The sequence below is a fragment of the Thalassorhabdus alkalitolerans genome, from assembly GCF_042656525.1.
GTDB lineage: Bacteria > Bacillota > Bacilli > Bacillales > Marinococcaceae > Thalassorhabdus > Thalassorhabdus alkalitolerans.
Window position 1 is genome coordinate 473,815 of sequence record NZ_JBHSOZ010000002.1, and the last position, 25,096, is coordinate 498,910.

Genomic DNA, 25,096 nt, shown 5'->3' on the forward strand with positions numbered 1-25,096 from the left:
TCCACAATATGAAAATATACTATTACACTTCATAAAAGAAAAAGATATTGAAATTTTCAAATTTAGTATTAAAAGTGTTTTTCTTGTTCATATTAATAGATATTAAGATTACTAGGAGAAGGGAGATATTTGCATGAATAAGCGACGTGATGCCTGGACAGAGGAACAAGATCAACTGCTGACGGATACTGTTCTTGCACATATAAAAAAGGGAAGCACCCAGTTAAAGGCTTTTGAGGAAGTGGGAGACGAGTTAAACCGATCATCTTCCGCTTGTGGGTTTCGCTGGAATGCGATCTTACGGGACAAAAATAAAAAACAGATTGAATTAGCTAAGAAAGAAAGGAAAATGAGAACAGAAGACAAAAGGAAAGAGTCTGCAGCCCCTCCTGAGACGGGAACTGCTTCTACTATCACCATTCCCGATATCATATCCTATTTGGAAGAAATATCCTCGTCTGTCAACGGACTTTCTCAAGAAAAATTTGAAGAGCTTATCACACAGCGAAACGAACTTCAGCTTGAAAATAAAAAGCTTCATGCAATTATTGCCGACTTAAAGGAAGAATATGAAGCGGTGTATAAGGACTACAAAACACTGATGGAATTAATGGATCGTGCCAGAAAAAGAGATGCCGGCTGATCCTTTCCTTTCTTTCATAAAGGGAGTTCACATAAAAAACACCGGGTCTTCTCCCGGTGTTCCGCATGATTGCCTGCATTTATTCCACTTTTGAGTATCCAAAGGGCTCTACTTTTGCGTAGTTTTCTTCATCAATAACCCAGTATCTTTCGTTGTTATCTTCCACTACAACTTCTTTATCCTTTGAAACATTAAGAGCTTCATTTTTCTCTTCAAATTTTTGAGCGGGAATTTGTAAATTATCAATGACAATATAAGCCAATGACATCACCTCCATCCTCCACTTTCCCTTTGAATGGAAAAGTTAAACAGCTCTATTTTAATCCTTTTTTCATTTGCCACTGTTCTAATAAATGTTCTATTTCTTCTTTTTTTACTATTTTTTTACGGGGGGATGTTTTATCGGGAGCAGTTTGCCTTGCTTCTAATATAGCTTTAATCCCTGCAATATTTAATCCTTTATCAATCAAACTCTTGATTTCTGCACAATGATCTATATCCTCAAGTGAAAAGAGACGTTGGTTTCCCCGATTTCTTACCGGCTTAATTAAACCCTGCTCCTCATAATACCTAATTTGCCTGGCAGTCAATGAAGTAATCTCCTGGACCACACTGATGGGAAAAAAAGCGGTTTCACGCGGTATATGGTCACTCACATCCATTCCTCCTTTTCAGTCAGGTGTTTATTCACTCTTTTTCGCGCCGTTCTTAAGACTTTATAAATAGGAGTCCTCTCAGCTATTCAGGAAAGCATAGATTTCTTGAAGTGTTTGATACCCTTTCCTCTCTACGATCTCCACCATGCATTTCCACAGTTCAGCAGTTATTAAAGCATCCTCCAGAGCATGATGTCGTTTTTCTATTGGAATCCCATAATGGTTACAGCAATCATCTAACGTTTTTAACGGAACATCCGGGGCAGCAATTTTCAGCAAAAAAGATGTATCTAACAAGCGGTGACGAAATTGAGAACCAAGAACCTGGTATGTAGCATGCTGTAAAAATTTTCTTTCGTGGCTGGCGTGGTGGGCTACAAGCACATCTGTCCCCGCAAATCGGTAAAAGCCGTTTAACGCACTAGCAAGAGAAGGGGCCTTTTCCAATTCGTCCTTCCGTAAGCCTGTTAATTCAGATATTTCTTCAGAAAGAGCATGAGGAGCATTGACCAAGGAATAAAAGACTTTTTCATTTTGAACCTTCCCTTCCTTAATTTTTACCCCTCCTATAGAAAGGATTTGATCCCCTCTATCCGGAAAAAAGCCACTCGTTTCTAAATCTAACACGGTTACTTGCAAGTTTTTTAACTGACGTGTTAATGGCTGTTCTTTTTTCAAATCTTTTTGCAATTGGCGGATAAAAGAGAGCTGCTGCGGGGTGCTTTGTTCAAAAATAGCGCCTGGATCCTGACTGCCTAGTTTTGATACTTGCCGCATCCACTGAAACATCCCCATCACCTTTCACCCGCTTCCATGTTACTCTTTGCTTCTGTTAACATCTCTTTCCCTTCTTTTATCCATAATTTAAGTTGTTGCTTTTGACCTTTTGGCAAGGAGCGTACTGGAATATAATGAACATCGTCATAGTGGTGGTGTTTTTCTGAAAAGGATGCTCTCAGTTCTAATAATTGTGAAAAACTCTTTTCCTTCTCTTGAAGAAAAGGGTATTTTTCTTTTAAGAGAGCCAGTCTTCTTAGGGTAGAGGGTTCTTCAATACCTTCTTTTAAGGCAAGCATCCTTGCAGCATGCACATAAGGGAACAAAGCAGCTTCTTTGACATTAAAAAACCCGGTGTATGGTCCTTTTTCTTCCGTGAGAACCTGGCCAAATATTCCGATGCCTTTGTGAAGAACAGAAGTGTTTTCACCTATCCTCTTTCTCAGTTCCGACTCCTGCTTCACCCGCTCTAGTAAATGCTCTTTCACTTCCGAAAGAAGGCTTTCCTTTCCTGCAATAGTTCTTGCATCGCTAAAGGTAATTAAATACCTTAAAGTTTCCCACTCATTTGCTTGAATCCAGGCATCCAATTGTTCTTTCCATTCTATTACTCCATGACACCATCTTGGATTGGAAGCCATTACATTCCCATCACAACGTGGGTATCCTACTTCCGCTAAGCCTTCACGAATCTCCTCTCCAAGCTTAAGAAAGTACTCCTGGCATCTTTTATCCTCACCTTGGAAAACGATTCCATGATCCTGATCACTAAACGTAGACTGCTCTAGTCTGCCCCCACTGCCCATTACAAAGAAAGCAAAATGAGCAGGGGCTTTTCCCCGCTCACTTTTAACCTTTTCTATAGCTAACAAAACGGTTTCTGCAACCCATACATCGTGAGCCTTATTAAGAAGCTCATGGTTTCCCGTCACTTCTTTTGTCTCTTTCTCTCTCTTTTGTTTTATTTGTTCATAGGTGGTGAAAGAAGGCTGAGGAAGAAAGGATTCTTCCTCAGAATATATTATTTTTTCCATGTCAGGCTCCCGTATTGGAAGAGTTGAATGCAGTAGTATTTGTGTTTGTCGGCTGGAAAGATTCTGGATAACCATATCCTCCGTGTTCACTGATATCAAGGCCCATGATTTCCTCTTCTTCAGAAACTCTGAGTCCGCCTGTAAGGCCGCGAGTGATAAGAAGCAGGATATAAGAAGCTACAAAAGCGAATACCCCGCAGGCTAGAACACTGATCGCCTGAACGCCAAGCTGAGTCAGCCCCCCGCCATAGAACAGACCTGCATTTCCTCCATTCATTTCAGCAAGTGCCGGAGTTGCAAAAAATCCCGTTGAAAGCGTACCCCAAATCCCTGCAATCCCGTGTACAGATAAGGCAAAGATCGGGTCATCAATACCTAATTTCTCCATAAGTTTCATGCTGTAGAAGACAAGAATCCCTGCAATTAAACCAATAACAAGTGCAGCCCACGGATCGACAAACGCACACGATGCTGTAATAGCTACTAAGCCTGCTAATGCACCGTTCAGCATTGTAGGTACATCCGGCTTGCCAATGGCAATCCACGCAATAATCATCGCAGCTACAGCACCAGCAGCGGCACCTAGTTGAGTGTTAAGAGCAACGAAGCCAAAGAATGCATCATCCACACCTAATGTACTTCCAGCATTGAAACCAAACCAGCCTACCCATAAGAGAAGCACACCTAATGCGGTAAACACCTGGTTGTGACCTGCTAGTTCGTTAGCAGAGCCATCTTTATTAAATTTCCCAATACGAGGCTTAAGTAAAATAGTTGCTGCCAAGGCCCCCATTGCTCCTGTTAAATGGACAACTGTTGAACCGGCAAAGTCCTGCTTGCCAAGTCCTCCGATCCAGCCGTCTCCCCAGATCCAGTGAGCAACTACCGGGTATACTAACGCGGAAAATAGAACGGCGAATATGATATAAACGGAAAGCTTTGCTCTTTCAGCAAATCCCCCGAATGCAATTGTAAGAGCAATTGCCGCAAATGCTAATTGGAAGATAAAATCTACTGATCCTGCTAAACCATCAAATACTGTTGTAAAATCGCCAAAGAAGAAATCAGATGTTCCAATAAAACCTCCGGCACTCGTGCCGTAAATTAGTCCATACCCCACAGCCCAAAAAATGATTGAGGCTATTCCCAGAGTAAAAATTGTTTTACCGGCAATATGACCGGCATTTTTCATTCGAGTAGATCCTGCTTCGAGAAGAATAAATCCACCTTGCATTAAAATAACGAGAATAAATGCAATCAAAATCCACAAATTATTCATTAAAAATACTGGATCCATCTTTTTTCCCCCTTCTCCTAATCAGAGTTGACGTTAACTTAGTTAACATCTTTCGTTAATCCTTATTTTACTCTTTCACACGTAGTAATCTACATTTGCGTAAGATAATCTAACACATTATCTTCATTGAATTTCCATCGTATTTGATTATTCTAAATTTTAAAAATCCATAGTTTAAGTTCACTTTGACAATGGTAGAGAATAATAAGGATTTTTAAAGGGGGAGATCATCTTGAGAAAATCCACTCGTATTCTTGCACCGGTTCTAGCCTCAGGAGTTGTGTTTGGTGTTTCAGGATTCTCTGCTCATGCTGCCACTGTCACTGTTGAGCCTGGCGATACACTTTGGAGTATTGCCCAAGCAGAAAGAGTAAGCGTATCGGACTTACAAGCCATTAATAACGGCCTTGACCCTTACAATCTTCAACCCGGCACCATGATTAATCTAAATGAACAATCAGATTCTACTGGAAGCCATACTGTTCAAGAGGGGGAAACCTTTTACAGCATTGCATCCCAGTATGAAGGTGTCAGTGCTCAGCAACTAATGGAGAAGAACTCTGACCTTGATCCTTACAACCTTCAGCCTGGCACTACTGTTCTTATTGAAAACGACTCTGAATCCGCCCGGGAAACAGCAGATCAAGTTGTTACCCATTTGCAAAGTCAGGATATGGAAGCCGTTTCTTCTTATATACACCCTGATGATGGTGTACGCTTCAGCCCTTATGCTTTTGTAGACCAGGAAAATGACCAGGTGTTTTCTTCTGAAGAAGTGGAAAATTTATGGCACGATGAAACAGAGTACCTGTGGGGAAACTATGATGGAAGCGGTCATCCTATTGAATATACTTTTTCTGAATATTACGAGGAATTTGTGTATAACAGAGATTATGCTCATGCAGAAGAGGTAGCTGTTGATGAAAGACAAGGACCAGGAAATACAATTGACAATACCGGCGATGTATACCCTGACGCTACAGTCGTAGAATATCACTTTCCTTCCAGCGGGGAATATCAAGGAATGGACTGGGACAGCCTTAGGCTGGCTATGGTTCAGGAGAACGGCGAATGGTATGTAGTCGGTATCATTAATGACGAGTGGACCATATAAATCACACAGCTTTTACGGGGATACCCGTTTTGTTCACTTTTATACTTTTATGAACAGACCGCAAAGCATTAACTCAAAGAAGGCTGCCCCCAGTCCGCTGGAGGCAGCCTTACCTTGTATTTTTATTTACGGGTGATGATTAGGCAAAGGGATCGTCGTCATCCATTTCTAAATTGGACCAGCTTTCATCTTGCCCGTCACTTTCTTCCTGTTCCACTTCTTCGTATGCCTTTTCTTGTTCTTCCTCTTCTTCATCAAGGAGAATGGGTAACTTTTTTTCCGGTGGTTCCTTTTCTTCATAAGAAGGAAAATACTTCAGGTTCGAAAAGGAGGAACTATGTTCACTTGCAGCAGCCGTTTCGTCTAGTGAAAAGTTGATCTTTCTGGGAAGAATTTCAGCTACGTCCATGTTACCTGTCTGCTTATAAAGTTCTTTCGCTGCATACAAAAAAAAGTTAGAAAGATCAGACTGTTTGTTAATCCACTCAAGCATTTCAGGCGAGACATCCCTATTTATATATATGGTAGCTCTTTCACCTTGTTGGTACTGCTTTTTTCGCCTGCTCATTTTTTAGGCTCCTAGTTGTTTTTCTTTTTGTTAAAAGAATTATTAGCCGAACTGGCTGTTTCCACTCCTAATTCCTTTTCTTTTTGCTGAGTAAAACGAGGAGAGCAAGTATAAACTAACAGACCGCGTGCATTCACATATAATGGATCCTTTAAAAAGGTTACATTTACCATTCTGTCTTTACTTCTTAAAATACTTTGGAGATTCTCTTTAAGGACTGCAGCTCCTCCGCCGTAAATAAATACATAGGGGTCATCTTTCATATCGTCGATCTTGTTTATGATTGCCTGACTAATTAACTTAGAAAGCTGCATGAGCCCTGTTTTTGATTCTTCTCTTAATGCGCTGTGCCTTGGATGCTCTGTGTCAAAATAAATTTCATTAAACTCAGCAATTGAATCTATGCTCTTTCTAGGGTTTTTCCGATTCCATCGTTTAATAATTTCAGAGATTGCATGTTTCACTCCATACCCAAGTCCTTCAGAAAGCTTTGGATTAAACTTCACGCCTTCTGTTACAACAATTTCAGTCGTTCCTGAACCAATATCAAAATGAAGAAGTGTTTTATCGGCGAAATTCACCTTTGCTACTCTTCCGTCAGCCTCTACCTTTCTTTCCGTGAGTTTGCCATTTTCATCATACACTACACCCCAGGCTGCGGATGCTCCTTCAGGCAGGCATTTGCAGTATTGTATTTTTATAACTACTTTTACATTGCGCCCCGAAGGGTGGTGATAAATAACTTCATGTGTTCCTGTATATCGAGCTGAGTTATGAGCTGCGCTTTCCTTTGTAATGGTGCTGACAGGAAGAGCTACAGACAGATCGTAGGTTACATCAATATGGTTGCGGTCCTCATTTTCTTTCTCTTTCATTGCTGAAATAGCCAGACCTGCTAACGTTACAATGACTGGTATTTCATCTTTTGACTTATCAGATTTCTTTTCAAGTTCCAACGCATCTAAATTTTCATCGATTACTTTATTTCCGATTGCATATCTCAGGCCATTTTCTGAGAGGGCTTTTGAATTAATTGTTACATCAATATTATTAAGTAAATCTTCCTTAGGAATGTCCTCTAAATCCATCAACTCAGTCGTTTCTCCCATATAAAGAGAGTAAACAGTAGGTATGTTAATAGGTTCTTTATCTTTCACCCATAGTTTCAGGCTGTTATTACCAGCATCGGCTCCCGCTTTTAATAGTTGTGTCATGAATCCAACAACTCCTTCAATTAGTGATAATTTCCAAGGTACATATATATTCTATCAAACGGAAGCCCTTAGTCAATAGGGTTTAATACATAGTTAGCACATTGTTAATACAATGTAATACATTTGACAACCACTTCCCATTTTTGAAATGTAATACATTATCATACACTCACTATTACTTTGTAATACATTGTAATACATTTTAATACAAAGTGTAATACAATATATTACTTTATAATATTAAGTAATATTTGATAGTATCCATTAATTACCACTGCATAAAAACGTATAAAATATTATTAAGTTATACTTTGTATTACATTATTCACACAAAATAATATCAGGTATTAATTTGTATTAGTTTGTAATAATCGCAGTTTATCCTCTTCCTATTGAATGGAGGTTTTGAGAAAACAACAGACGGGAAGATTTGGTACTAGAATTGTTTCTAGGGAGGTATGGAATCATATGTCTACACTCTACACTATCGATGTGAAACGAGCAGATGGAACAGAAAAAAGCTTAGCAGAGTATAAAGGCGACGTGTTGCTGATTGTAAACGTAGCTTCTGAATGTGGCTATACGCCACAGTACGAGCAGCTAGAAGAAATTTATCAACAGTACCATAAAAGAGGCTTTCATGTATTAGGCTTTCCTTCTAATGACTTCGGCGGTCAAGAACCAGGAAGCATTGATCAAATCCAAAATTTCTGCCAAAGTAACTACGGCGTCAGTTTTGAAGTCTTTGATAAGGTTCATGCGAAAGGTGGAAACAAGCATCCACTTTATGAATGGCTGATTGATAAAACGGACCCTGATGGAGGCATTGATTGGAACTTTGAGAAGTTTGTCATATCACGAGACGGAGAAATTCTCGGAAGCTTTAAAAGCGATGTAAAGCCTGATGACCCGCAAATTACTGGTATGATTGAAGCAGGACTTGAGCAGCCTGTAAATAAGTAATTAAGTAATAAAGAAAGGGACTGTACTCAAGAGGTTTACTTTTGAGACAGTCCCTTCCTTATGGCAAAAACCCTTCCTGACTAATAAAAATCCTGCTTTTCTTTACTTGCTTTTCAAGCTGTTTAAGAAAATGAGAAAGACATTCAGGAGAATACCACTCTCCGTACCCATGTTTGTGATACAGCTCCGGTATTTTCAGCTTCTTTGTACGTCTTCCACCGCTCCCATCACCAAGAAAGTAATCATCAACCACTACCCTCTCTCCAATTTCCCCAAGAAGCGCTGGGAAACGTGGTGAATGGGGAAGAAGAGGAGAGACAGCAATTTGAACAGGAATATTATGTTGCTGTAAGATCTGTATCGCTTTTAACCTTCCCGAAATAGGTGGAGCCTGCGGTGTAATGGCTTTTCTGACACTTTCCTCATCTGTTTCCATACTAACACTGACCCTTACTCTGTTCTCGAGTTTTTTGATAAGATCTATGTCTCTCAGTACTAATGGGCTTCTTGTTTGAATCAGTAAAAAATCGGGAGGATCTTCGGTCAATACCCTAAGCAGCATGCGAGTTATCCTTTCCCTGGCCTCGGCGGGCTGGTAGGGATCGGTACTGGAAGACATAAAAATCCGGACATTCTGCTTCTTTTTTTCACGGGTAAGTTCCTTACGAAGCATTTCCGCTGACTCTTCCTTTACCTCGACCCATGTTCCCCATTCTCCCTCTCTGAACAGATTTACAGGCATTTGCCTTACATAGCAGTATGAGCAGGCAAAAGAGCAGCCAATGTAAGGATTTAAGGAATGGCTGTAGCCTTTTAAGAATCCACTGGCTGGTGTAAGAAGACGAGACGGCTTTTTATGCGTGACATTTAACTTTGTCATTTACTGCTCATCAGCCCTGCATATCATCATAAGGAAATTCATCAGGATGATAACCGTAGCGGTGGTTTTCATTCAAGTCGTCAATAGAGCTTACATCCTCAGGATCAAGTGAAAAATTAAACACCTCAAAATTGTCTCTGATTCTCTCTGGTGTCACTGACTTTGGAATCGTTGCCACCTCGTGCTCAAGGCACCATCTAATTAACACCTGAGCAGGTGTTTTATTATATTTTTCAGCAATATTCTGGATAACGGAGTGACTGAGAAGGTTCCCTTTTCCCAGCGGCCTCCATGCCTCTACCTGAATACGATGACTATTACAAAACTCAAGGAGGTCCTTTTGGAAAAGTCGAGGATGAAATTCAATCTGATTAACCATTGGTTTTACAGAAGCTTGCTTTAAAAGCTTCTCGAGGTGGTGTTGCTGGAAATTGCTCACGCCTATCGCTCTTACCTTCCCCTGCTTATAAAGCTCTTCTAAAGCCTTCCAGGTCTCTTCAAATTTACCGGGTACAGGCCAATGGATTAAATATAAATCAATTGTGTCCACTTCAAGGTTTCTTCTGCTTCTTTCAAAAGCCTGAAGGGTTTCCTCGTATCCTTGTTCATCATTCCATACTTTTGTAGTAATAAATACGTCTTCTCTTGAAATACCACTTTCTCTAATTCCTTCTCCTACTCCTCTTTCGTTTCCATAAAAAGAGGCAGTATCAATCCCTCGGTAACCATGTTGTAAAGCTGTTGTTACAGCATTTTTCACTTCCTCCCCTTCTTCTGCCTGATAAACACCAAGACCAACCCAGGGCATGTTGGTGCCGTTATGAAGGGTAGTGTAAAATTTATCTCTTTTCATCAAGATCCTCCCTTGCAGGAATAGACCAGTTGATTTCCGGCCGGCCTGCTTTTGCTAAAAACTCATTGGCCTGTGAAAAAGGCTTGCTTCCAAAAAAGCCTCTTTTGGCTGAAAAAGGGCTTGGGTGGGGAGATTTTATAATTAAATGATGCTCGTTGGTAATCAAATCTTCTTTGGCTTGAGCATTTTTTCCCCACAAGATAAACACAACCGGTTCTTTTTTTTCATTTACGTGCCGTATCACTTCATTGGTGAAATGCTCCCATCCTTTTCCATGATGAGAATTAGGTTCACCTCCACGGACCGTTAGAACCGCGTTGAGTAAAAGCACACCTTCCTCTGCCCAGGAAGTCAAACAGCCATGATCAGGAGCCGGATATCCAAGGTCCTCCTCAAGCTCCTTATAGATGTTTTTTAAGGATGGGGGGATAGTTACCCCTGGCTGCACCGAAAAACTAAGACCATGAGCCTGATTAGGGCCATGATAAGGATCCTGCCCCAGGATCACTGCTTTCGTATTTTCATAAGTTGTGTGGTGCAGGGCATTATAAATGTCATCCATAGGTGGATAAACTGTGTTGGTTTCGTATTCTTTTTTCAAAAATTCTCTCAGCTCCACATAATACGGCTTAGAAAATTCATTCTCTAAGCGGAGAGCCCAATCATTGTGCAGAATGCTCATGTTCTTCCCCCTTCTAGCATGGGTGATGAATTCATTGTAGCATAGTAGCCAGGATATAAAGAAAATAGAGGTGAACGTAACGGTGACAGAAAATAAAACACAGCAACAAAACCACTTAAATGGACAAGCATTAGCATCTTTAGTTACTGGCCTGTTAGCAGGAGCATTTATGCTTGTTGTTCCCCTGCTGGGACTCCTATTAGGAGCAGCAGGGATGATTCTCGGCTCTATTTCCCTCGCTAAAATAAAGAAAAACCAGGAAAGCGGCTTGATACTTGCCCTTTTAGGCCTAGTAACCAGTGTTCTTGCTGTTTTGTTTTTTATCAGTATTTTAGTTATTGGCTTACTCCTGAGGCAGGGTTAAATAAAACCAGGCTAATTTTCCATTCATTGTAATCCTGACTTCTTTACGGGAAGTGTAGCCCTGACAGTTGTATTTTTTTGTAAATTTAATAGATAATTATTCCTGATTCGTTGATACTTTGTTACTATGAAAATGGGAGGTGCACATATGAGAGTGATCGTTTCAACTTTATTAATCGTACTGCTTATAACAGTCAGCGGTTTTAATTCGAATGCATATGGCAGCGGACAGGAGAAAAAAGAAAGATACCTGGTAACGTTTGAAAATCAGGGAGCTAAGGACAGAGTACATATACCTCAGCACAATGTGGTATACGATTTCTCTTCCTTTTCAGTAAGTGTGGTAGAAATGAATGAAAATGCAGCAAACGGGCTTGCAAACAACCCCCATGTCACAGCTGTGGAAAAAGACAGTCTGGTCCATGCTCACTCACAAAGCCAAGAGGCTGACTGGGGTCTTACACGTATTTACGGAGAAAATGACTGGGAAACAGGGTTCACAGGTACAGGCGTGAAGATAGCATTACTTGATTCAGGAATCGCTGAACATCCGGACTTACAGATCGCAGGCGGTGCTGCCTTTCTTGGAGGAAGCAGAACAAACAGCGAGGATTACACGGATGAAAATGGACATGGTACCCATGTAGCAGGAATTGTAGGAGCTTTAAATAATGAAATAGGTACAGTGGGAATTGCGCATGAAGCCGATATTTACGGTGTAAAAGTATTAGATAAAAACGGCTCTGGTTTCTTGTCTGATGTCGCTGCAGGGGTTGACTGGGCGGTAGAACAGGAGATGGATATTATCAACTTAAGCCTTGGAACATCCTCTCACTCCACTGCTCTTGAAAAAGCAGTAAATGAGGCTTATGAGGCGGGAGTGCTTGTTGTAGCGTCTGCCGGAAACAGCGGTAACCGCGGGGGAAACAATGATACCGTGATGTACCCTGCGAAGTATGAGTCTGTTATTGGAGTAGGAGCCACGAACCAGGATGATGAACGGCCATCCTTTTCTTCTACTGGACCGGATTTAGAAGCAGCTGCGCCAGGCGTTCAAATACTAAGCACCTATTTGAAAGGAGACTATGCAAGATTAAGCGGCACAAGCATGGCAGCTCCCTATGTAGCCGGAAATCTGGCTTTGTTGAAAAATGCTTATCCTGACGCTGATCACAAGGAAATAAGAGAAATGCTTCAAAACCATTATACGATTGACCTCGGTTCCACTAATAGATATGGTTATGGACTTATACAAGCCCCTCATAAGAATAAAGAAGTGGAAGTGGAAGTGGAAATCGAAGATGATGAACACGCGGAAGAAGAGTTTGTTCCCTCTTTAAACGTAACAGTTGACCACGAGAGCCCCGCTAATGGAAAACTTGATGTAACCATTTCTACGACAAACCAAAATGGCGAGAAGGTACAAGAGGCTGCAATTGATCTCCTTATCAACGCTCCAAGAGGAAAAGATCAACAAATAGAAGGCTTTACAAGTGAAGAGGGAATTTATACCGGTACAATCGATCTCCACAGAAATTTTTATGGGGAGTACCTTATCTCTGGCCGGGTTACTCACCCTGAATTTAAAGACAATAAAGACGTTAGCTATTCCTTTACTCTGGCTAGATAAAAGATTCCCCCTGGGACAACCCAGGGGGAATCTTTTTATCTTATGGCTTAGTTCCATTTTGTTGTTGATAATCATTAAACGACACTCGCTTGCACCTGCATGAGCTACCGTTGAATTACTTCCTGTAATCGTGAGAAAATCTCATCATTTCCTGCGATAACAAAGAAACCTTTTTCTTCATCTTTAACAAAGGTGCTTCCACCCGCTTCTTCAACAATTAATACACCGGCTTCAATATCCCAGGCCTTCAGCTTCATTTCCCAATATCCATCGAAACGCCCTGCAGCGACCTGGCAAAGATCCATGGCAGCTGCTCCCATTCTCCGAATACCTCCAATTCTCGGAAGTAATTCATTGAAGTAGGACAAATTATTATCAGGGTCTGTCCCCTTGTCATATGGAAAACCAGTACCCAACACAGATTTGGAAAGCTCACTTGTTTTAGACACAGTAATCTTGCTGCCGTTTAATAGAGCACCTTCTCCTTTCACCGCTTCATACGTTTCACCAATTCTAGGTGCATGAACTACGCCCGCTACCGTTTCACCTTTATATCTAATCCCTATAGACACGCAAAAAACAGGAAGGCCCCTTGCATAATTGACCGTACCATCAATAGGATCAATCACCCACTCATATTCGGCTTCACCAGCATGTTCCCCGCTTTCTTCAGTAACCATGCCATGATCGGGATACGTTTCTTTAATCCTATTCATAATAAAATCCTCTGACCAAACATCCACTTCTGTGACTAAATCTATATCAGAGGTTTTTGATTCCATTTTCATCGGCCCTTCCAGCCGGCTGACCTGTTCTTCTCCAGCTTCTATGGCCCACTTCTTGGCGTTTTCTAATAGCTCTCTCCATTCCAGGCTCATATCACAACACTCCTTCATTTGACATCATACTTATCTTAACGAACTGAAGGCCAGAGCACAAAGATAGTTGTATTTATCAATAAGCGGATGTATTGTCTCAGTGGCATCTTGAAACTTTTATTTACAAATTAATCAAGGTAACTCGTGAGAAAAAAAGGGTATAGGAAAGCAATGGTATTTATTTCGTATTGATTAAAGGAGAACACCAATGATTGAATATGCTCTGGAGATTTTAGGACAGCTCGGCATTATAGGTTTATTTTTAGGAGTAGCCATAGAGGCTCTTTCGATCCCCTTTCCTGCGGGGATTTTCATTCTCGCTTATGGTTATATCTTAGATCCAGGTGGGTGGGAATTGGTCGGTCTGAGTTTCGCTGTTTCTATATGCTATGTGGCTGTCAGCTATATCCCATACTTGTTGTCTCAGCGATATGATTACATTTTAAAACGACATGTTAATAAACCCAGTATTAAGAAAATGGTCCGCTTAGTAGAAAAACATGGGGACTGGGCCTTAGCAGCAGGGAGAATGCTTGGTGCAGGGTATATTGCTTATGTGGCTGTTTTTTGTCAAATCACTCCGCTTCGGTATGGAGTTTTAACTTTCATAGGTATTTTTCCTACAGCTTTAGTCATGTTTTATGTAGGACAACTGGGCAACATTGAAGCTGCTTATGAATGGTTCCAAAATTTTCAATTTGCAATATTCTCTTTACTAGCGCTTTTGACTGCTCTTTATCTCATGTACCGTCTGAAACGTAACAAAAAATACCAATCATCTACAAAATAGTTTGAAAGTTTCAAAAATCTACTTGAACAAATTTACATTTACAGTATCATGGAAAAAAAGGAGTGATCTTACATTGTTCAATTCATACAAAACTGAGCCATTTTTTGATCATATGTTTACATCTAACAGAGATCCAAAGGATCACTACTCTCGCTTTTATCATACATTGCAAAACTTTTCAGAAATGGAGCTCAGAGAAAAGCATGAGACAGCCCAGCTTTCTTTTTTACGGCAAGGAATTACCTTCACTGTGTACAATGAAAATATAAGCACAGAACGAACCATGCCATTTGATTTCATTCCTATTGTCATTCCTCCGGAAGAATGGGCACTGATAGAGAAAGGAATGATTCAAAGAACGGAAGCATTGAATCAATTTTTGGAAGATATTTATCATGAGCAGGAAATACTTAATGATGGTGTGATTCCTCGAGAGCTTATTGTAGACAACCCTTATTATTACCAAAAGCAGGTACAAGGAATGGAGATTCCTTTAAATAACCATATTTTTTTAGCTGGAATAGATCTTATCAGAAATGAAGAAGGAAAATACCTGATTCTTGAAGATAATTTACGAAACCCTTCCGGGATGTCCTATGTCTATCAAAACAGGTATGTGATGAGACAAGTATACCCCGAATTCTTTGCCAATCATTCCCTCCACACCCTAGAACACCAACTTTCTCATTTACATGAAGCAGCCTTGGCACATGTCCCAAAAACCGCAAAAAGCGGTACTCAGCCACGCGCCGTACTGTTAACTCCCGGTATGTATAACTCTGCTTACTATGACCACGTATTTCTGGCTCAGCAAATGGGAATTGAGCTGGTGGAAGGCCGGGACTTAGTTATAAATAACCATGTTGTCTACATGAAAACGATCCGAGGGTTAAAGCGAGTAGATATTATTTACCGGCGCATTGATGATGACTTTCTGGATCCCAAAGCATTCCGTCCGGATTCTGCACTGGGCGTGCCTGGATTATTAGAAGCTTACCGGCGCGGAAACGTGGCCATATTAAACGGGATAGGCAATGGAATTGCCGACGATAAAGCCATCTATGCTTATGTACCTGATATTATCCGTTATTACTTGAACGAAGAGCCAATCATTTCAAATGTTGATACGTACCGTCTCCGTGAGCCTGATCAGCGTGAATGGGTGCTTAGGAACCTGGAACAGCTGGTTGTAAAGAACGTTGGAGCTTCCGGAGGATACGACATGCTAATTGGTCCTCACGCCTCGCAAGAAGAAATTGAAATGTTCAGAGAAAAAATCATCGAAGAACCTCATCAGTACATTGCCCAGCCCACTATCAATTTATCCCGGGCCCCTGCTTATCAAGGAGAACGATTCTACCCATGTCATGTTGATTTAAGGGTTTTCGTCATACGGGGAAAGAGCACCCACGTTGTTCCTGGGGGCTTATCACGTGTAGCTCTTAAAGAAGGTTCATTAGTCGTTAATTCCTCACAAGGCGGAGGAGGAAAAGACACATGGGTATTAAAGGGTGAAGGGAGCGATCAGTAAATGCTAAGCCGTGTTGCAGATTCGTTATATTGGATGTCCCGGAATATCGAGAGAGCAGAAAACAATGCCAGAATATTAAGTGTAAAGCTTATCCAAATGCTGGAGGCTTCGGATGAAGAAACGTACGCCAACCATGATTGGGAAGTCATTTTTGAGATATGCGCTTCCATTCAAGAATTCGAAAAATTCAGCCACTCAGATATTTATGATGGAGAAGTTCTTATCAATTACCTGGCTTTTTCTGAAGAAAACATTAATTCCATTACCACTTGCATAAGCTCGGCCAGGGAAAATGCCCGCATAACGAGAGATCATCTCCCAAATGATTTTTGGGAAATCTGGAATGATTTTTACTTGTACGTACTAGAATCAAAAGAAGAGAAATGGTCCAAAAAAGACATACAAAATTATCTTCAGCGTATGAAAATGGCCTCTCTTACTGCTCAAGGAGTTATTGAGTCGTCTATGTCCCGTGGGCTTCCCTATCGAATGATTAAAATAGGAAAGTGGCTCGAGCGAGCTGACAAAACGGCACGAATCCTGAATTGTGTCTGCAAAAACATTCCTACCTCTGATGCCGAATATCAGGAAGAGTATTATTATTACTGGAGAACCGCTCTTCAGCTTGTCAACGGCTATGAAGCATACTTAAAGCAGCATCCTCCAATTATGGACCCAAAAACAATTCTGTCATTTTTAATTGGAGACGAAAACTTTCCAAGGTCCATTAAGTATTGTATGGATCATGTTCGGGAAGCAATCTTCGAGCTTGAGGAAGGGAAAGTTTCACACTATTCGTGGGAAATGTATGCAGCGCTTGATAACTTGATGGATGAGTTTAATGAGGTTAGAATTAAAGAGCTAAGTCTTCAGGAGTTAAGTAACTTTTTAAATCACTTTCAATATCGCTGCAATGAAATTGGACAAATTTTTTCAAAGACGTATTATTTAGTAGAACCCGTCAACACTTCCTATAAAGTAGGGAAAACACAGCATCCTCATCAACAACAGAATATGGAGAGTCGATCATCGATGAAATATCAAATCGAACATACAAATAAGTTTGATTATGAGACTGTCGTAGACCAGAGCATGAATACGATCAGGCTTAAGCCTACCACAGATGAAGTCCAGCGTCTGCTGTCTTACCGGACAGAGATCCAGCCTTCTTCTTTAACAAAAGAGCATATTGATCTGTGGGGAAATTACGTGGAAACTTTTTTTATTCCTGAACAGCACACTCACCTTGAAGTGAAAACTACTTCAATTGTAAGCATTCAGCGAAGTCCTTTTATTCATCGGATTGATTATTCACCTGAAATGAAAGCTATCTTTCATTCGGAGTTATTCCGCCTTCATTATTTGTCCTTTTTAAATGATACCCACTATACCTATGTTACGCCAGAACAGGTAGAACAGGTTGTAAAGGCAGTCGGAGAAATGGATAATCCAGTTCAGTTCTCCATTGATGTCATGGAGCATTTGCATGATACCTTTACCTATAATGGTGAAACAACGGATGTAAACACTCCTGCACGAGAATCCTTTGATTTAAAAAACGGGGTATGCCAGGATATTACTCATGTGATGCTTGGTATTTTACGGGCGAAAAACATCCCGGCTCGTTATGTCAGCGGTTATCTTTATGTAGGCGAAAATTCTGCTTTAATTGGGGACTCTGCCACCCATGCATGGGTTGAAGTGATGGTGCCTGGTATTGGCTGGGTAGGACTTGACCCCACAAACAATGTAGAAGCTTTGGAGCATCATATTCGCGTTAGTACAGGCCGTGACTACGCTGACGTGAGTCCTCTTCAAGGAGTTTACCGTGGAGGCAACCAGACTCTTGATGTAAGTGTCAAAGTTACCCTCCTTGACCAAAACACCGTCTCCTCAACAGAATAATACATTACGTAAGCGGGTGCCTTGTACACAGGCATCCGCTTATTTATGATAAGAAGATCCGCGATTAATTTGAAATGCTCTATATACTTGTTCCATTACTATGACCCGGATTAACTGATGAGGAAATGTAAGTTTTGACATAGACCATAAGAAATCTGCCCGTCTGCGGACACTCTCACTGATACCCAAAGATCCGCCAATGACAAAAACAACTTTGCTTTTTCCGTGCAAAGCCAAATGATTTAATTTCTCTGCCAGACTTTCAGAGCTCAGCATCTCGCCTTTTAAATCTAAGACGATGACATAGGCTTGTTGTGGGATCTTAGCTAAAATTCTTTCTCCTTCTTTGTCTTTGACCTGCTCTTGCTCCTTTTCGCTTAATTGGTCCGGAGTTTTTTCATCAGCCACTTCCATTATTTTCACGTTAGCGAGGGTTGTCATTCTTTTATGATATTCCTCTATCCCCTGCTTCATAAATTTTTCTTTCAATTTCCCTACAGCAATAATTGTTATATTCACAAGAGTTATCCACCTTTACTTATCTTATCCACAAAGGTTATCCACATATACACAACCATTGCTCAATCATTGCTCGCTGACTGTGTATGCGGCAAGATTTTTGCAATAGGAACAGGCTGTGGATAATTTATTTTCTTTTATTTTTTCAAATATCGGCATTTCTCCCGAACGTTCGACAATATCATCCAGCGCCATTTCCACATGTGTTTCGCAACAATATATCAAAAGTAACTCTCCTTTCCATTTTATTATTGTAACAAGTTATCCACAGGAATGGCTAGTGCAAAGCCGTTCCCACCATCATTCCTCCATTTATTTTCTGCCCTTCCTCTCTATAAATTATCCACATTCGAAGCCCCATTTCTTTTAGAATAGACTCAGTGTTCCGCTCTCTGAAGAGATCTGTAACAAAAAAAAGGGCCGTGCTCAAATTGAGACAGCCCCTTGTTCTTTCCTGTTAAAATTGCACTTCTTCCATCAAAGTCGCTTCAATAGTTTGAAGTTCTCCGTTTCTATAGAACTCCACTTCAATCGTATCGCCCACTTCAACTTCAGAATACAAAAATTGTCTTAAACTGTGACCGTCTACAATTTCTTCTCCGTTTAAGGCGACAATCACGTCATACTCCTGAAGACCTGCCTCTTCAGCTGGTGAATTACTTGCTACACTTGTTATAAACACTCCATGTTCCACTTCTTCCGGGAGGTTTAAGGTTTCTTGCCAGTGATAGCTTGGTATTTCTGCGAGAGATTTGATCCCTACACCCAATTGAGGACGCTGAACCTCTCCATATAATTCTAAATCTTCAATAACAGGAACCGCCACTGAGGTAGGAATTGAAAATCCAATTCCTTCTACTGCTGCTTGAGCAATTTTCATGGAGTTAATCCCTACTAATTGACCGTTAATGTTAATGAGAGCTCCCCCGCTGTTTCCCGGATTAATAGCTGCATCTGTCTGCAGCACCTCCGCATGCCAGTCTATTTGACCGTCTCCCGTTAGATCTACAGGAATGCTGCGCTCGGTTGCACTTATAATTCCTTGCGTGACCGTGCTTGACAGGTAAGATCCTAATGGATTTCCAATGGCAATTGCCGGTTCTCCAACACGGAGAGCTTCCGAGTCGCCAAACTCTGCTACTGTATCTACAGGCTCTCCATCAATTCGCAGGACAGCTAAATCAGTTAATATGTCAGAACCTACTATTTCTGCTTCCATCCTTGTTTCATCAGCCAAGCTCACTTCTACTTGGCTTGCTCCTTCAATCACATGGTGATTTGTAACGATATAGGCCTGGCCATTTTCTACTTTATAAATAACTCCTGACCCGGTCCCTTCATTCATACCCGACTCTTCCCAAAAGTCTGACTGCTGAAGATTAAACACTCCTACCACTGCTCCGGAAACCTGATCGACAGCTTCCGTTATATCTGAAGTTACGTTTAAACTGACATGCTGCTGATTAGGACTTTCTTCAACCGTTTCCTCATTATTAGGACTGGACTGATTCTCTGCTGTGCCAGCCTGATCGGTCGTAAAAAAAGGAACAGAAAACATTACGAGCAGCGCTCCTAATATTACCCCTGTAACACCGGCCCATATCAGCCCGCGTCTGCCTTTGTTTCCACTTCTAGTTTTGTGAGCATGATCATCATAATAACCCATGACCCTCATCATCATCCTTTCCCCAGTTCTTCTCTTACAGTCTTTTTCATAGACACTGTTCATTCAAACCATATGGACAAATGTAACGACGACAACCTTATGAGGAAGGGGTGTGATCTTATTTTAAAAAGGTTGCTCTCATTTGTCTATATGAGAAAAACGTTTTAGAATATTTTCCATAATTATGATGTTAGGGTGTCCGACTCTCTGTATTTTTACACCTTAAAAGTTCACCTGCTTATATACCACGTTGCTGAAGAAGATAAAAACGGCTGTTGAGAAAACTTTCTCAACAGCCTGACAGCGGTCTTCGCCGTACTAGACCGAAACACTTTTCTTATTGTAACCTTGCTTATACTTCAATTAAGGACGTAGGCGTATAAGGATCCGTATCCAAAAGGTGAAACTCACTGCCTACTCCATGTCCTTTCTCTTCCAGCATTTGAGACACTGTCATTCGAGCCAGTTCCTTCATGTTATTATCCTGGCTTAAATGAGCCAGATACACTCTTGATGTGTTATCACCGATTACTTCCGCCAAAGCCAACGCAGCATCTTCATTTGATACGTGCCCTAAATCCCCTAAAATCCGTCTTTTGACATTCCAAGGGTAACGCCCCATTCTCAACATGTTCATATCATGGTTGGACTCAAAGATAAGCATGTCTGAGTTTTGAATGGTACCCTTAATATGTTCACTGACATACCCCATATCGGTAGCAAGCGTCAGCTTTTTTCCCTCATGATGGAAAACAAAAAACATCGGGTCAGCAGCATCGTGGGAAACTCCAAAAGATTCCACGTCAAGATCTTTAAAGCTTTTCACTTCTCCTCGTTCAAAGTGGAACTTCTGTCCTGGATCAACTGTTCCTATCTGGCTGTCCATGGCTTTCCAGGTTAGGCTGTTGGCATAAACAGGAATGCCATGTTTACGCGCAAGCACTCCTACCCCTTTTATATGATCGCTGTGTTCATGGGATACTAATATGCCATCCAGCTCTTTAGGATTACAAGAAACCTTGGCCAGGAGCTGTTCTACTTTTTTTCCGCTCAGCCCCGCATCAATGAGAAGTCTTTGTTTTCCTGTCTCTACATAGATGGCGTTACCTGTACTCCCGCTTGCTAGTACACTGCACTTTAAAGACATTGTATTCACTCCGTTTATTCCTCTTCATTTTCCCTGGACTCTTCACTAGTATCTTCATTCTCCTGGTGGGCAGAATCAGTTAACTCCTGAATTCCACCATCTATGGCATTGACCAGATAAAAAGACTCCTCATCAATTTCGATGCGGTACATCGGCGCAAACACCTGGGATTCTCCAAGAGGACTGAAATAACTGTAATACCCAAGTTCCACTTGACTGACGACAGAATTGAACGTAAGAAGCTGCTCATTTAACAAGCTTTCAATTGCTTTTAAAGGAGAAAGGAGTTCGCGCTTTCTCCCGTGTTCTTCCACTTCCAGGAAGCTTTGAAGGTAGCTCGTCACATCTCCCTCGTCATTTAAAAACAGTACCAGCTGCTCTTCCTGATCAGTGTATATCGTGCTGCCTTGGTAGGTTTGGTAGAATACCAGATTTTGATTCTCCTGATCCCAGCTGGCAAAGCGGTACTGTTCACCGTTATATACCTCCGATTCTAAAAAGCTCCCAATGTCCTCGTTCACATTATCATTGGAAATTGAGTATGGCTCATCCAGGACAACCCCCATGGCATGTTCATCAGGAAAAAGAATTTCTTCTTCGTCTACTGCATCTATTGCTTCCTGAGGGACGGGTGTGCGTTTCCCAACTATGTGTCGTCCTTCATTAATTTCATCGGGAAGGTTTTCAGTAATGCGAATATTATTGTCCTCAAAACGCTGCTGCAAAGTCATCTCAGCTCTTACGTTTAGTTCACTGGCATTTTGTTTTTGAATAAGCTGATAGACCAGAAAAGAATTAAGAAGGAGAAACGTAACAATGAAGATGGTTTTTGTTTTACTCCAGTCCATGCTCCTCCCCCTCTGAATTATTAATTTCAAGCGGATACCAAGAGTCTCTGTATTTCACAAACCACATGGGTTCAAAGGCCAGGACGAGGTTGTGCCTGTCCATCTGGTAGCCTACACGAATATTTTCAATTTCCTCTTCGCTAAATGGAGTATGCTGCTCAATATAGTCCAGCACCTCTTGTCCAGCGGGCAGTTCATATGGAGTGGATTCAATGGGCTCTTCTTCTACATCTATATCATACATCGGTCTAGAATAACGGGATGTCTGGGTGCCAGACCTTGTAACAAATAAGCTTGTTCTGTTCACTCCATTGCTTTCAAACACAGGAACCCCTTCTATAATCAATCGAAATCTGCTTTCATCCTGGTCCGCATCTTGACTCCAGGAATAGAGGTGATACTGATCGGTCCACCCTCCATGAGAATTAATGAAGTCAAAGGATGTGTTCACCACATGTTGCTGACTGGCAGTTCCATGGTCGCTGAACACTGGATTAATATAATTTAAATACCGTCCATTTCTAGTTAAGTTCATCATCCTGTTCCCGTCGGTAAAGGACTCTGTGCCATTCTCCTGGCGGTAATGCTTTACATACGTCGGGTCACTAAACAAGTAATCGATAAAAGGCTCAGCTTGAAGCTCTACGCTCGTATATTGTACATGCGGATAAGTTAAAGGGTTTTCCGGCAGATAGTGTATTCGAGGTATTTCTTCGTTCCCTTCGTTCCCTTGATGAGCAAATACCTCAGGGTAAGACCCTGCACGGTTCAAATACTGGTTTTCAAAATCAGAAACACTCAAAGTGGTAGATGCTTCAATCACTAAATCTTCCTCATATGAAATCAGATGTGCCAGTATCTCCTCGTTTTCCTCATCATGAGTAAAGAGAAAACGATCTGCCGATCCAACCGTTAAATAAGGCTCATCTTCTTCAAATTCAAAAAGTTCGCCTAACACTTCACTGGGAATAGGAGCAGGAAATATCAGTTCAATTCCTGATTCCACGTCATACAGGTTTTCAGTATCTACAGAGGTGCTGACAGAGAGTTCTTCAAACCCGGCATCAAGAAGGGTTTCATAAAAAGAAACAAACAAAGATTCCTGGCCGTCCACCATGGTGCTCCCCAATTGTGTATGAAGGATCATGCGTTCAGGCCACACTACCTCATCGTAGTTTAATTCCTCTCCGTAAGGGTCACTTTCAATAGGCTCAGTACCCTGCAAAAGATCATAATCAGGCTGGTACGTCCACATGAGCCACGTTAGAAATAAACTAATAATGACTAGAATTGTCAGGAGGCCAGATTTCACCCGTTCAATCATTCGTTAACACCTGCTTTTTTATAGACAGAATACGGAAGAGTAACGATAATTGTCGTTCCTTTTTCCCACTCGCTGCGCACACCAATGTGACCACCGTGAGCTTGAACCATTTCCTTGGCAATAGCAAGCCCAAGACCTGTGCCCCCTAAATTCCTAGCCCTTGCCTTATCTACTCTGTAAAATCGATCAAAGATTTTCTTTTGATTTTCCTTTGGTATACCTACTCCTTCATCACGAACAGTTACTGCTATATTTTGCCCTCGAGGATGGAGCTTTAGAGTAATTGTTCCGCCATCTGGAGAATATTTAACAGCGTTTGAAATGATATTATCAAACACTTGCACCATCTTATCTTGATCCATGTCAATGTAAACAGGATAAGAAGGAATCACTCGTTCTAATTGAATGTTTTTATCCTTCGTCACCATTTCAAAACGATCGCCGATTTCATGAAGAAGGCTGCCTATATCTGAAGACTGGTAGTTAAGTTTTAAATCGTTGCTGTCCATTTTTGAAAGTTGCAGCAGATCATTAACAAGACGGATCATTCGTTCCGTTTCATTCTGGGTCACCTTTAAAAAGCGCTGTCTCAGCGTATCATCAAGCATCGCGCCATCCTCAAGAGCTTCTAAGTAACTTTTCAAAGAGGTAAGAGGTGTGCGAAGTTCATGGGAAACGTTGGCTACGAATTCTTTTCGTTCACGATCGATCTTCTCTTGTTCCGTTACATCATGAAGAACAGTAATTAAACCATTAACCGGTCCATCTTCATTACGGATTACCGAAAAGTTTGCTTCCAGGAGATACTCTTGTTCCTGCTCACTGAAATCCAGCAAAATTGAATCTGAGTAATCGTATAGGTCACTTGGTGCAATGGTTTCCGACAGCCTGAGCAAATCAGGAAGGGAGGCCCCTTCTACATCTTCACTGGATATGTTTAAAAGCTGTTCTGCTCTCTTATTCATTAAAATAACACGGCCCAGTTCATCGGTTGCAATCACGCCGTCAGTCATATGAGTAAGCACAGAGCTTAGTTTCTTTCTCTCTCCTTCTGTCGTCGCATTAGCATCCTTTAACTTTCTGGTCATATTATTAAAGGAAATGGCCAACTGCCCGATTTCGTCGTTGCCATATACTTTTACACGACGAGAGAAATCACCTTCAGACATAACTCTGGCCTGCTTTTTCATATCTACAATAGGTCTCGTAATGGTTCTGGCCACAAATATTCCCAAAATCATTGTCACGACCAAGGCAATAAAGGTACTCGTAGCTAGAATGTTATTAATATCCTGCATCTCTGAATACAGTTCTTCCATAGGAGCTTCGATATAAATCGCTCCCACAATTGTATCGTCCACACGAACCGGGTGCGCCATCACATATATCCGGTTTCCCTGAGGATCAAGAAGGATATCTTCATCTTCTGTTCCAAGCAGGGCTCTCTTGACTCTGACTTCAGTGTTGAGCTGCCCTACAAGGTTTTGGCTGAGAGACGTGCCCCGTACTACCTGGTTAGCATCAACAACTTGAATTGTAGCGTTATCAATAGTAAAAAACTCATTTAAAAGGATGCTGATATCTCTCTCTAACGAGTTATCATCATCCCCTCTGGTCCTGACCATTTCCTGGGCCACATTATACTCAAGTAAATTAACCCGTTCCTCCAGCATGGAAAAATGATTATCCACGAGTTGTTCTTCTAACTGATTCGTAAAGAAGACACCAATAATTTGTACCGCAATAATAAGCAGCAATACATAGATTACTACGATTTTAAAATTAATCGATTTAAAGAAATCGATAGCTTTCAT

The 25,096-nt window shown here is 41.2% G+C and carries 26 protein-coding genes; 8 read left to right on the forward strand and 18 right to left on the reverse strand.

The features are described 5' to 3' along the window. Positions 1-133: 133 nt before the first annotated feature. Positions 134-643 carry an RsfA family transcriptional regulator gene (locus ACFPU1_RS02195; RefSeq protein ID WP_054636279.1) on the forward strand — a complete coding sequence of 170 codons (510 nt, stop codon included), beginning with the start codon at positions 134-136 and terminating at the stop codon, positions 641-643. A 79-nt stretch (positions 644-722) separates the two neighbouring features. Here the strand turns inward: ACFPU1_RS02195 and ACFPU1_RS02200 are convergent, their stop codons facing one another. From ACFPU1_RS02200 to ACFPU1_RS02220, 5 genes are all read right to left on the reverse strand, one after another. Beyond that, on the reverse strand, positions 723-911 hold the full coding sequence (locus tag ACFPU1_RS02200; RefSeq protein WP_385938052.1) for a hypothetical protein: 189 nt from the start codon (positions 909-911) through the stop codon (positions 723-725). A gap of 46 nt (positions 912-957) precedes the next feature. Continuing rightward, positions 958-1,299 carry a MerR family transcriptional regulator gene (locus ACFPU1_RS02205; RefSeq protein WP_054636277.1) on the reverse strand — a complete coding sequence of 114 codons (342 nt, stop codon included), beginning with the start codon at positions 1,297-1,299 and terminating at the stop codon, positions 958-960. A 78-nt stretch (positions 1,300-1,377) separates the two neighbouring features. Next, positions 1,378-2,076, reverse strand: a complete 699-nt coding sequence (locus tag ACFPU1_RS02210) for an exonuclease domain-containing protein (RefSeq protein WP_385938055.1) — start codon at positions 2,074-2,076, stop codon at positions 1,378-1,380. Between the two features lie 17 nt (positions 2,077-2,093). Then, positions 2,094-3,110, reverse strand: a complete 1,017-nt coding sequence (locus ACFPU1_RS02215; RefSeq protein WP_385938058.1) for a DUF294 nucleotidyltransferase-like domain-containing protein — start codon at positions 3,108-3,110, stop codon at positions 2,094-2,096. 1 nt (position 3,111) lies between these two features. Then, positions 3,112-4,407, reverse strand: a complete 1,296-nt coding sequence (locus ACFPU1_RS02220) for an ammonium transporter (protein WP_385938061.1) — start codon at positions 4,405-4,407, stop codon at positions 3,112-3,114. Positions 4,408-4,639: 232 nt separating this feature from the next. Between ACFPU1_RS02220 and ACFPU1_RS02225 the strand changes: the two genes are divergently transcribed. Then, positions 4,640-5,521, forward strand: coding sequence for a lytic transglycosylase (locus ACFPU1_RS02225; protein ID WP_385938064.1), 882 nt, complete (start codon positions 4,640-4,642; stop codon positions 5,519-5,521). Positions 5,522-5,660: 139 nt separating this feature from the next. Here the strand turns inward: ACFPU1_RS02225 and ACFPU1_RS02230 are convergent, their stop codons facing one another. Further along, on the reverse strand, positions 5,661-6,089 hold the full coding sequence (locus tag ACFPU1_RS02230) for a hypothetical protein (RefSeq protein WP_385938066.1): 429 nt from the start codon (positions 6,087-6,089) through the stop codon (positions 5,661-5,663). Positions 6,090-6,100: 11 nt separating this feature from the next. Beyond that, positions 6,101-7,303 (reverse strand): ParM/StbA family protein, encoded by a 1,203-nt coding sequence (locus tag ACFPU1_RS02235; protein ID WP_385938069.1) that lies wholly within the window; start codon positions 7,301-7,303, stop codon positions 6,101-6,103. A 468-nt stretch (positions 7,304-7,771) separates the two neighbouring features. On the opposite strand from ACFPU1_RS02235, the gene ACFPU1_RS02240 reads away from it, so the two are divergent. Continuing rightward, entirely contained in the window at positions 7,772-8,266 is a 495-nt protein-coding gene (locus ACFPU1_RS02240) for a glutathione peroxidase (protein WP_385938072.1), read from the forward strand. A 58-nt stretch (positions 8,267-8,324) separates the two neighbouring features. On the opposite strand, the gene ACFPU1_RS02245 is transcribed toward ACFPU1_RS02240, so the two are convergent. Genes ACFPU1_RS02245 through ACFPU1_RS02255 form a run of 3 tightly spaced genes read right to left on the reverse strand, consistent with a single transcriptional unit; the run spans position 8,325 to position 10,681 of the window. Beyond that, entirely contained in the window at positions 8,325-9,146 is an 822-nt protein-coding gene (locus ACFPU1_RS02245) for an SPL family radical SAM protein (protein WP_385938075.1), read from the reverse strand. A 10-nt stretch (positions 9,147-9,156) separates the two neighbouring features. After that, entirely contained in the window at positions 9,157-9,999 is an 843-nt protein-coding gene (locus tag ACFPU1_RS02250; RefSeq protein WP_385938078.1) for an aldo/keto reductase, read from the reverse strand. After that, entirely contained in the window at positions 9,986-10,681 is a 696-nt protein-coding gene (locus ACFPU1_RS02255; RefSeq protein WP_054636271.1) for a uracil-DNA glycosylase, read from the reverse strand. Before ACFPU1_RS02255 ends, ACFPU1_RS02250 begins: the two co-directional genes overlap by 14 nt. Positions 10,682-10,763: 82 nt before the next feature. On the opposite strand from ACFPU1_RS02255, the gene ACFPU1_RS02260 reads away from it, so the two are divergent. After that, complete coding sequence (locus ACFPU1_RS02260) at positions 10,764-11,045, forward strand: hypothetical protein (protein WP_385938082.1); 282 nt, start codon at positions 10,764-10,766, stop codon at positions 11,043-11,045. A 147-nt stretch (positions 11,046-11,192) separates the two neighbouring features. Then, the gene (locus ACFPU1_RS02265) at positions 11,193-12,674 is read left to right on the forward strand and encodes a S8 family peptidase (protein WP_385938085.1); all 1,482 of its coding nucleotides are present in this window, start codon (positions 11,193-11,195) and stop codon (positions 12,672-12,674) included. Between the two features lie 104 nt (positions 12,675-12,778). Here ACFPU1_RS02265 and ACFPU1_RS02270 read toward each other — a convergent pair whose 3' ends face one another. Further along, the gene (locus ACFPU1_RS02270; protein ID WP_385938088.1) at positions 12,779-13,552 is read right to left on the reverse strand and encodes an inositol monophosphatase family protein; all 774 of its coding nucleotides are present in this window, start codon (positions 13,550-13,552) and stop codon (positions 12,779-12,781) included. Between the two features lie 208 nt (positions 13,553-13,760). Between ACFPU1_RS02270 and ACFPU1_RS02275 the strand changes: the two genes are divergently transcribed. The 3 genes from ACFPU1_RS02275 to ACFPU1_RS02285 all read left to right on the forward strand — a co-directional run bounded on the left by ACFPU1_RS02275 (position 13,761) and on the right by ACFPU1_RS02285 (position 17,778). Further along, positions 13,761-14,342, forward strand: coding sequence for a DedA family protein (locus ACFPU1_RS02275; RefSeq protein ID WP_385938091.1), 582 nt, complete (start codon positions 13,761-13,763; stop codon positions 14,340-14,342). A gap of 73 nt (positions 14,343-14,415) precedes the next feature. Then, entirely contained in the window at positions 14,416-15,873 is a 1,458-nt protein-coding gene (locus ACFPU1_RS02280; RefSeq protein WP_385938094.1) for a circularly permuted type 2 ATP-grasp protein, read from the forward strand. Beyond that, complete coding sequence (locus ACFPU1_RS02285) at positions 15,874-17,778, forward strand: alpha-E domain-containing protein (RefSeq protein ID WP_385938097.1); 1,905 nt, start codon at positions 15,874-15,876, stop codon at positions 17,776-17,778. A 39-nt stretch (positions 17,779-17,817) separates the two neighbouring features. On the opposite strand, the gene rlmH is transcribed toward ACFPU1_RS02285, so the two are convergent. The 7 genes from rlmH to walK all read right to left on the reverse strand — a co-directional run bounded on the left by rlmH (position 17,818) and on the right by walK (position 25,096). Beyond that, on the reverse strand, positions 17,818-18,297 hold the full coding sequence (gene rlmH / locus ACFPU1_RS02290; protein WP_385938100.1) for a 23S rRNA (pseudouridine(1915)-N(3))-methyltransferase RlmH: 480 nt from the start codon (positions 18,295-18,297) through the stop codon (positions 17,818-17,820). 66 nt (positions 18,298-18,363) lie between these two features. After that, positions 18,364-18,522 carry a CxxH/CxxC protein gene (locus ACFPU1_RS02295; RefSeq protein ID WP_385938103.1) on the reverse strand — a complete coding sequence of 53 codons (159 nt, stop codon included), beginning with the start codon at positions 18,520-18,522 and terminating at the stop codon, positions 18,364-18,366. Positions 18,523-18,754: 232 nt separating this feature from the next. Beyond that, on the reverse strand, positions 18,755-19,963 hold the full coding sequence (locus ACFPU1_RS02300; RefSeq protein ID WP_385938248.1) for a S1C family serine protease: 1,209 nt from the start codon (positions 19,961-19,963) through the stop codon (positions 18,755-18,757). Positions 19,964-20,315: 352 nt separating this feature from the next. Beyond that, positions 20,316-21,110, reverse strand: coding sequence for an MBL fold metallo-hydrolase (locus ACFPU1_RS02305; protein ID WP_385938251.1), 795 nt, complete (start codon positions 21,108-21,110; stop codon positions 20,316-20,318). 14 nt (positions 21,111-21,124) lie between these two features. Further along, positions 21,125-21,958 (reverse strand): two-component system regulatory protein YycI, encoded by an 834-nt coding sequence (locus tag ACFPU1_RS02310; protein ID WP_100400478.1) that lies wholly within the window; start codon positions 21,956-21,958, stop codon positions 21,125-21,127. After that, positions 21,945-23,282, reverse strand: coding sequence for a YycH family regulatory protein (locus ACFPU1_RS02315; RefSeq protein WP_385938106.1), 1,338 nt, complete (start codon positions 23,280-23,282; stop codon positions 21,945-21,947). Before ACFPU1_RS02315 ends, ACFPU1_RS02310 begins: the two co-directional genes overlap by 14 nt. After that, positions 23,279-25,096 (reverse strand): cell wall metabolism sensor histidine kinase WalK, encoded by a 1,818-nt coding sequence (gene walK, locus ACFPU1_RS02320; RefSeq protein WP_385938109.1) that lies wholly within the window; start codon positions 25,094-25,096, stop codon positions 23,279-23,281. Before walK ends, ACFPU1_RS02315 begins: the two co-directional genes overlap by 4 nt.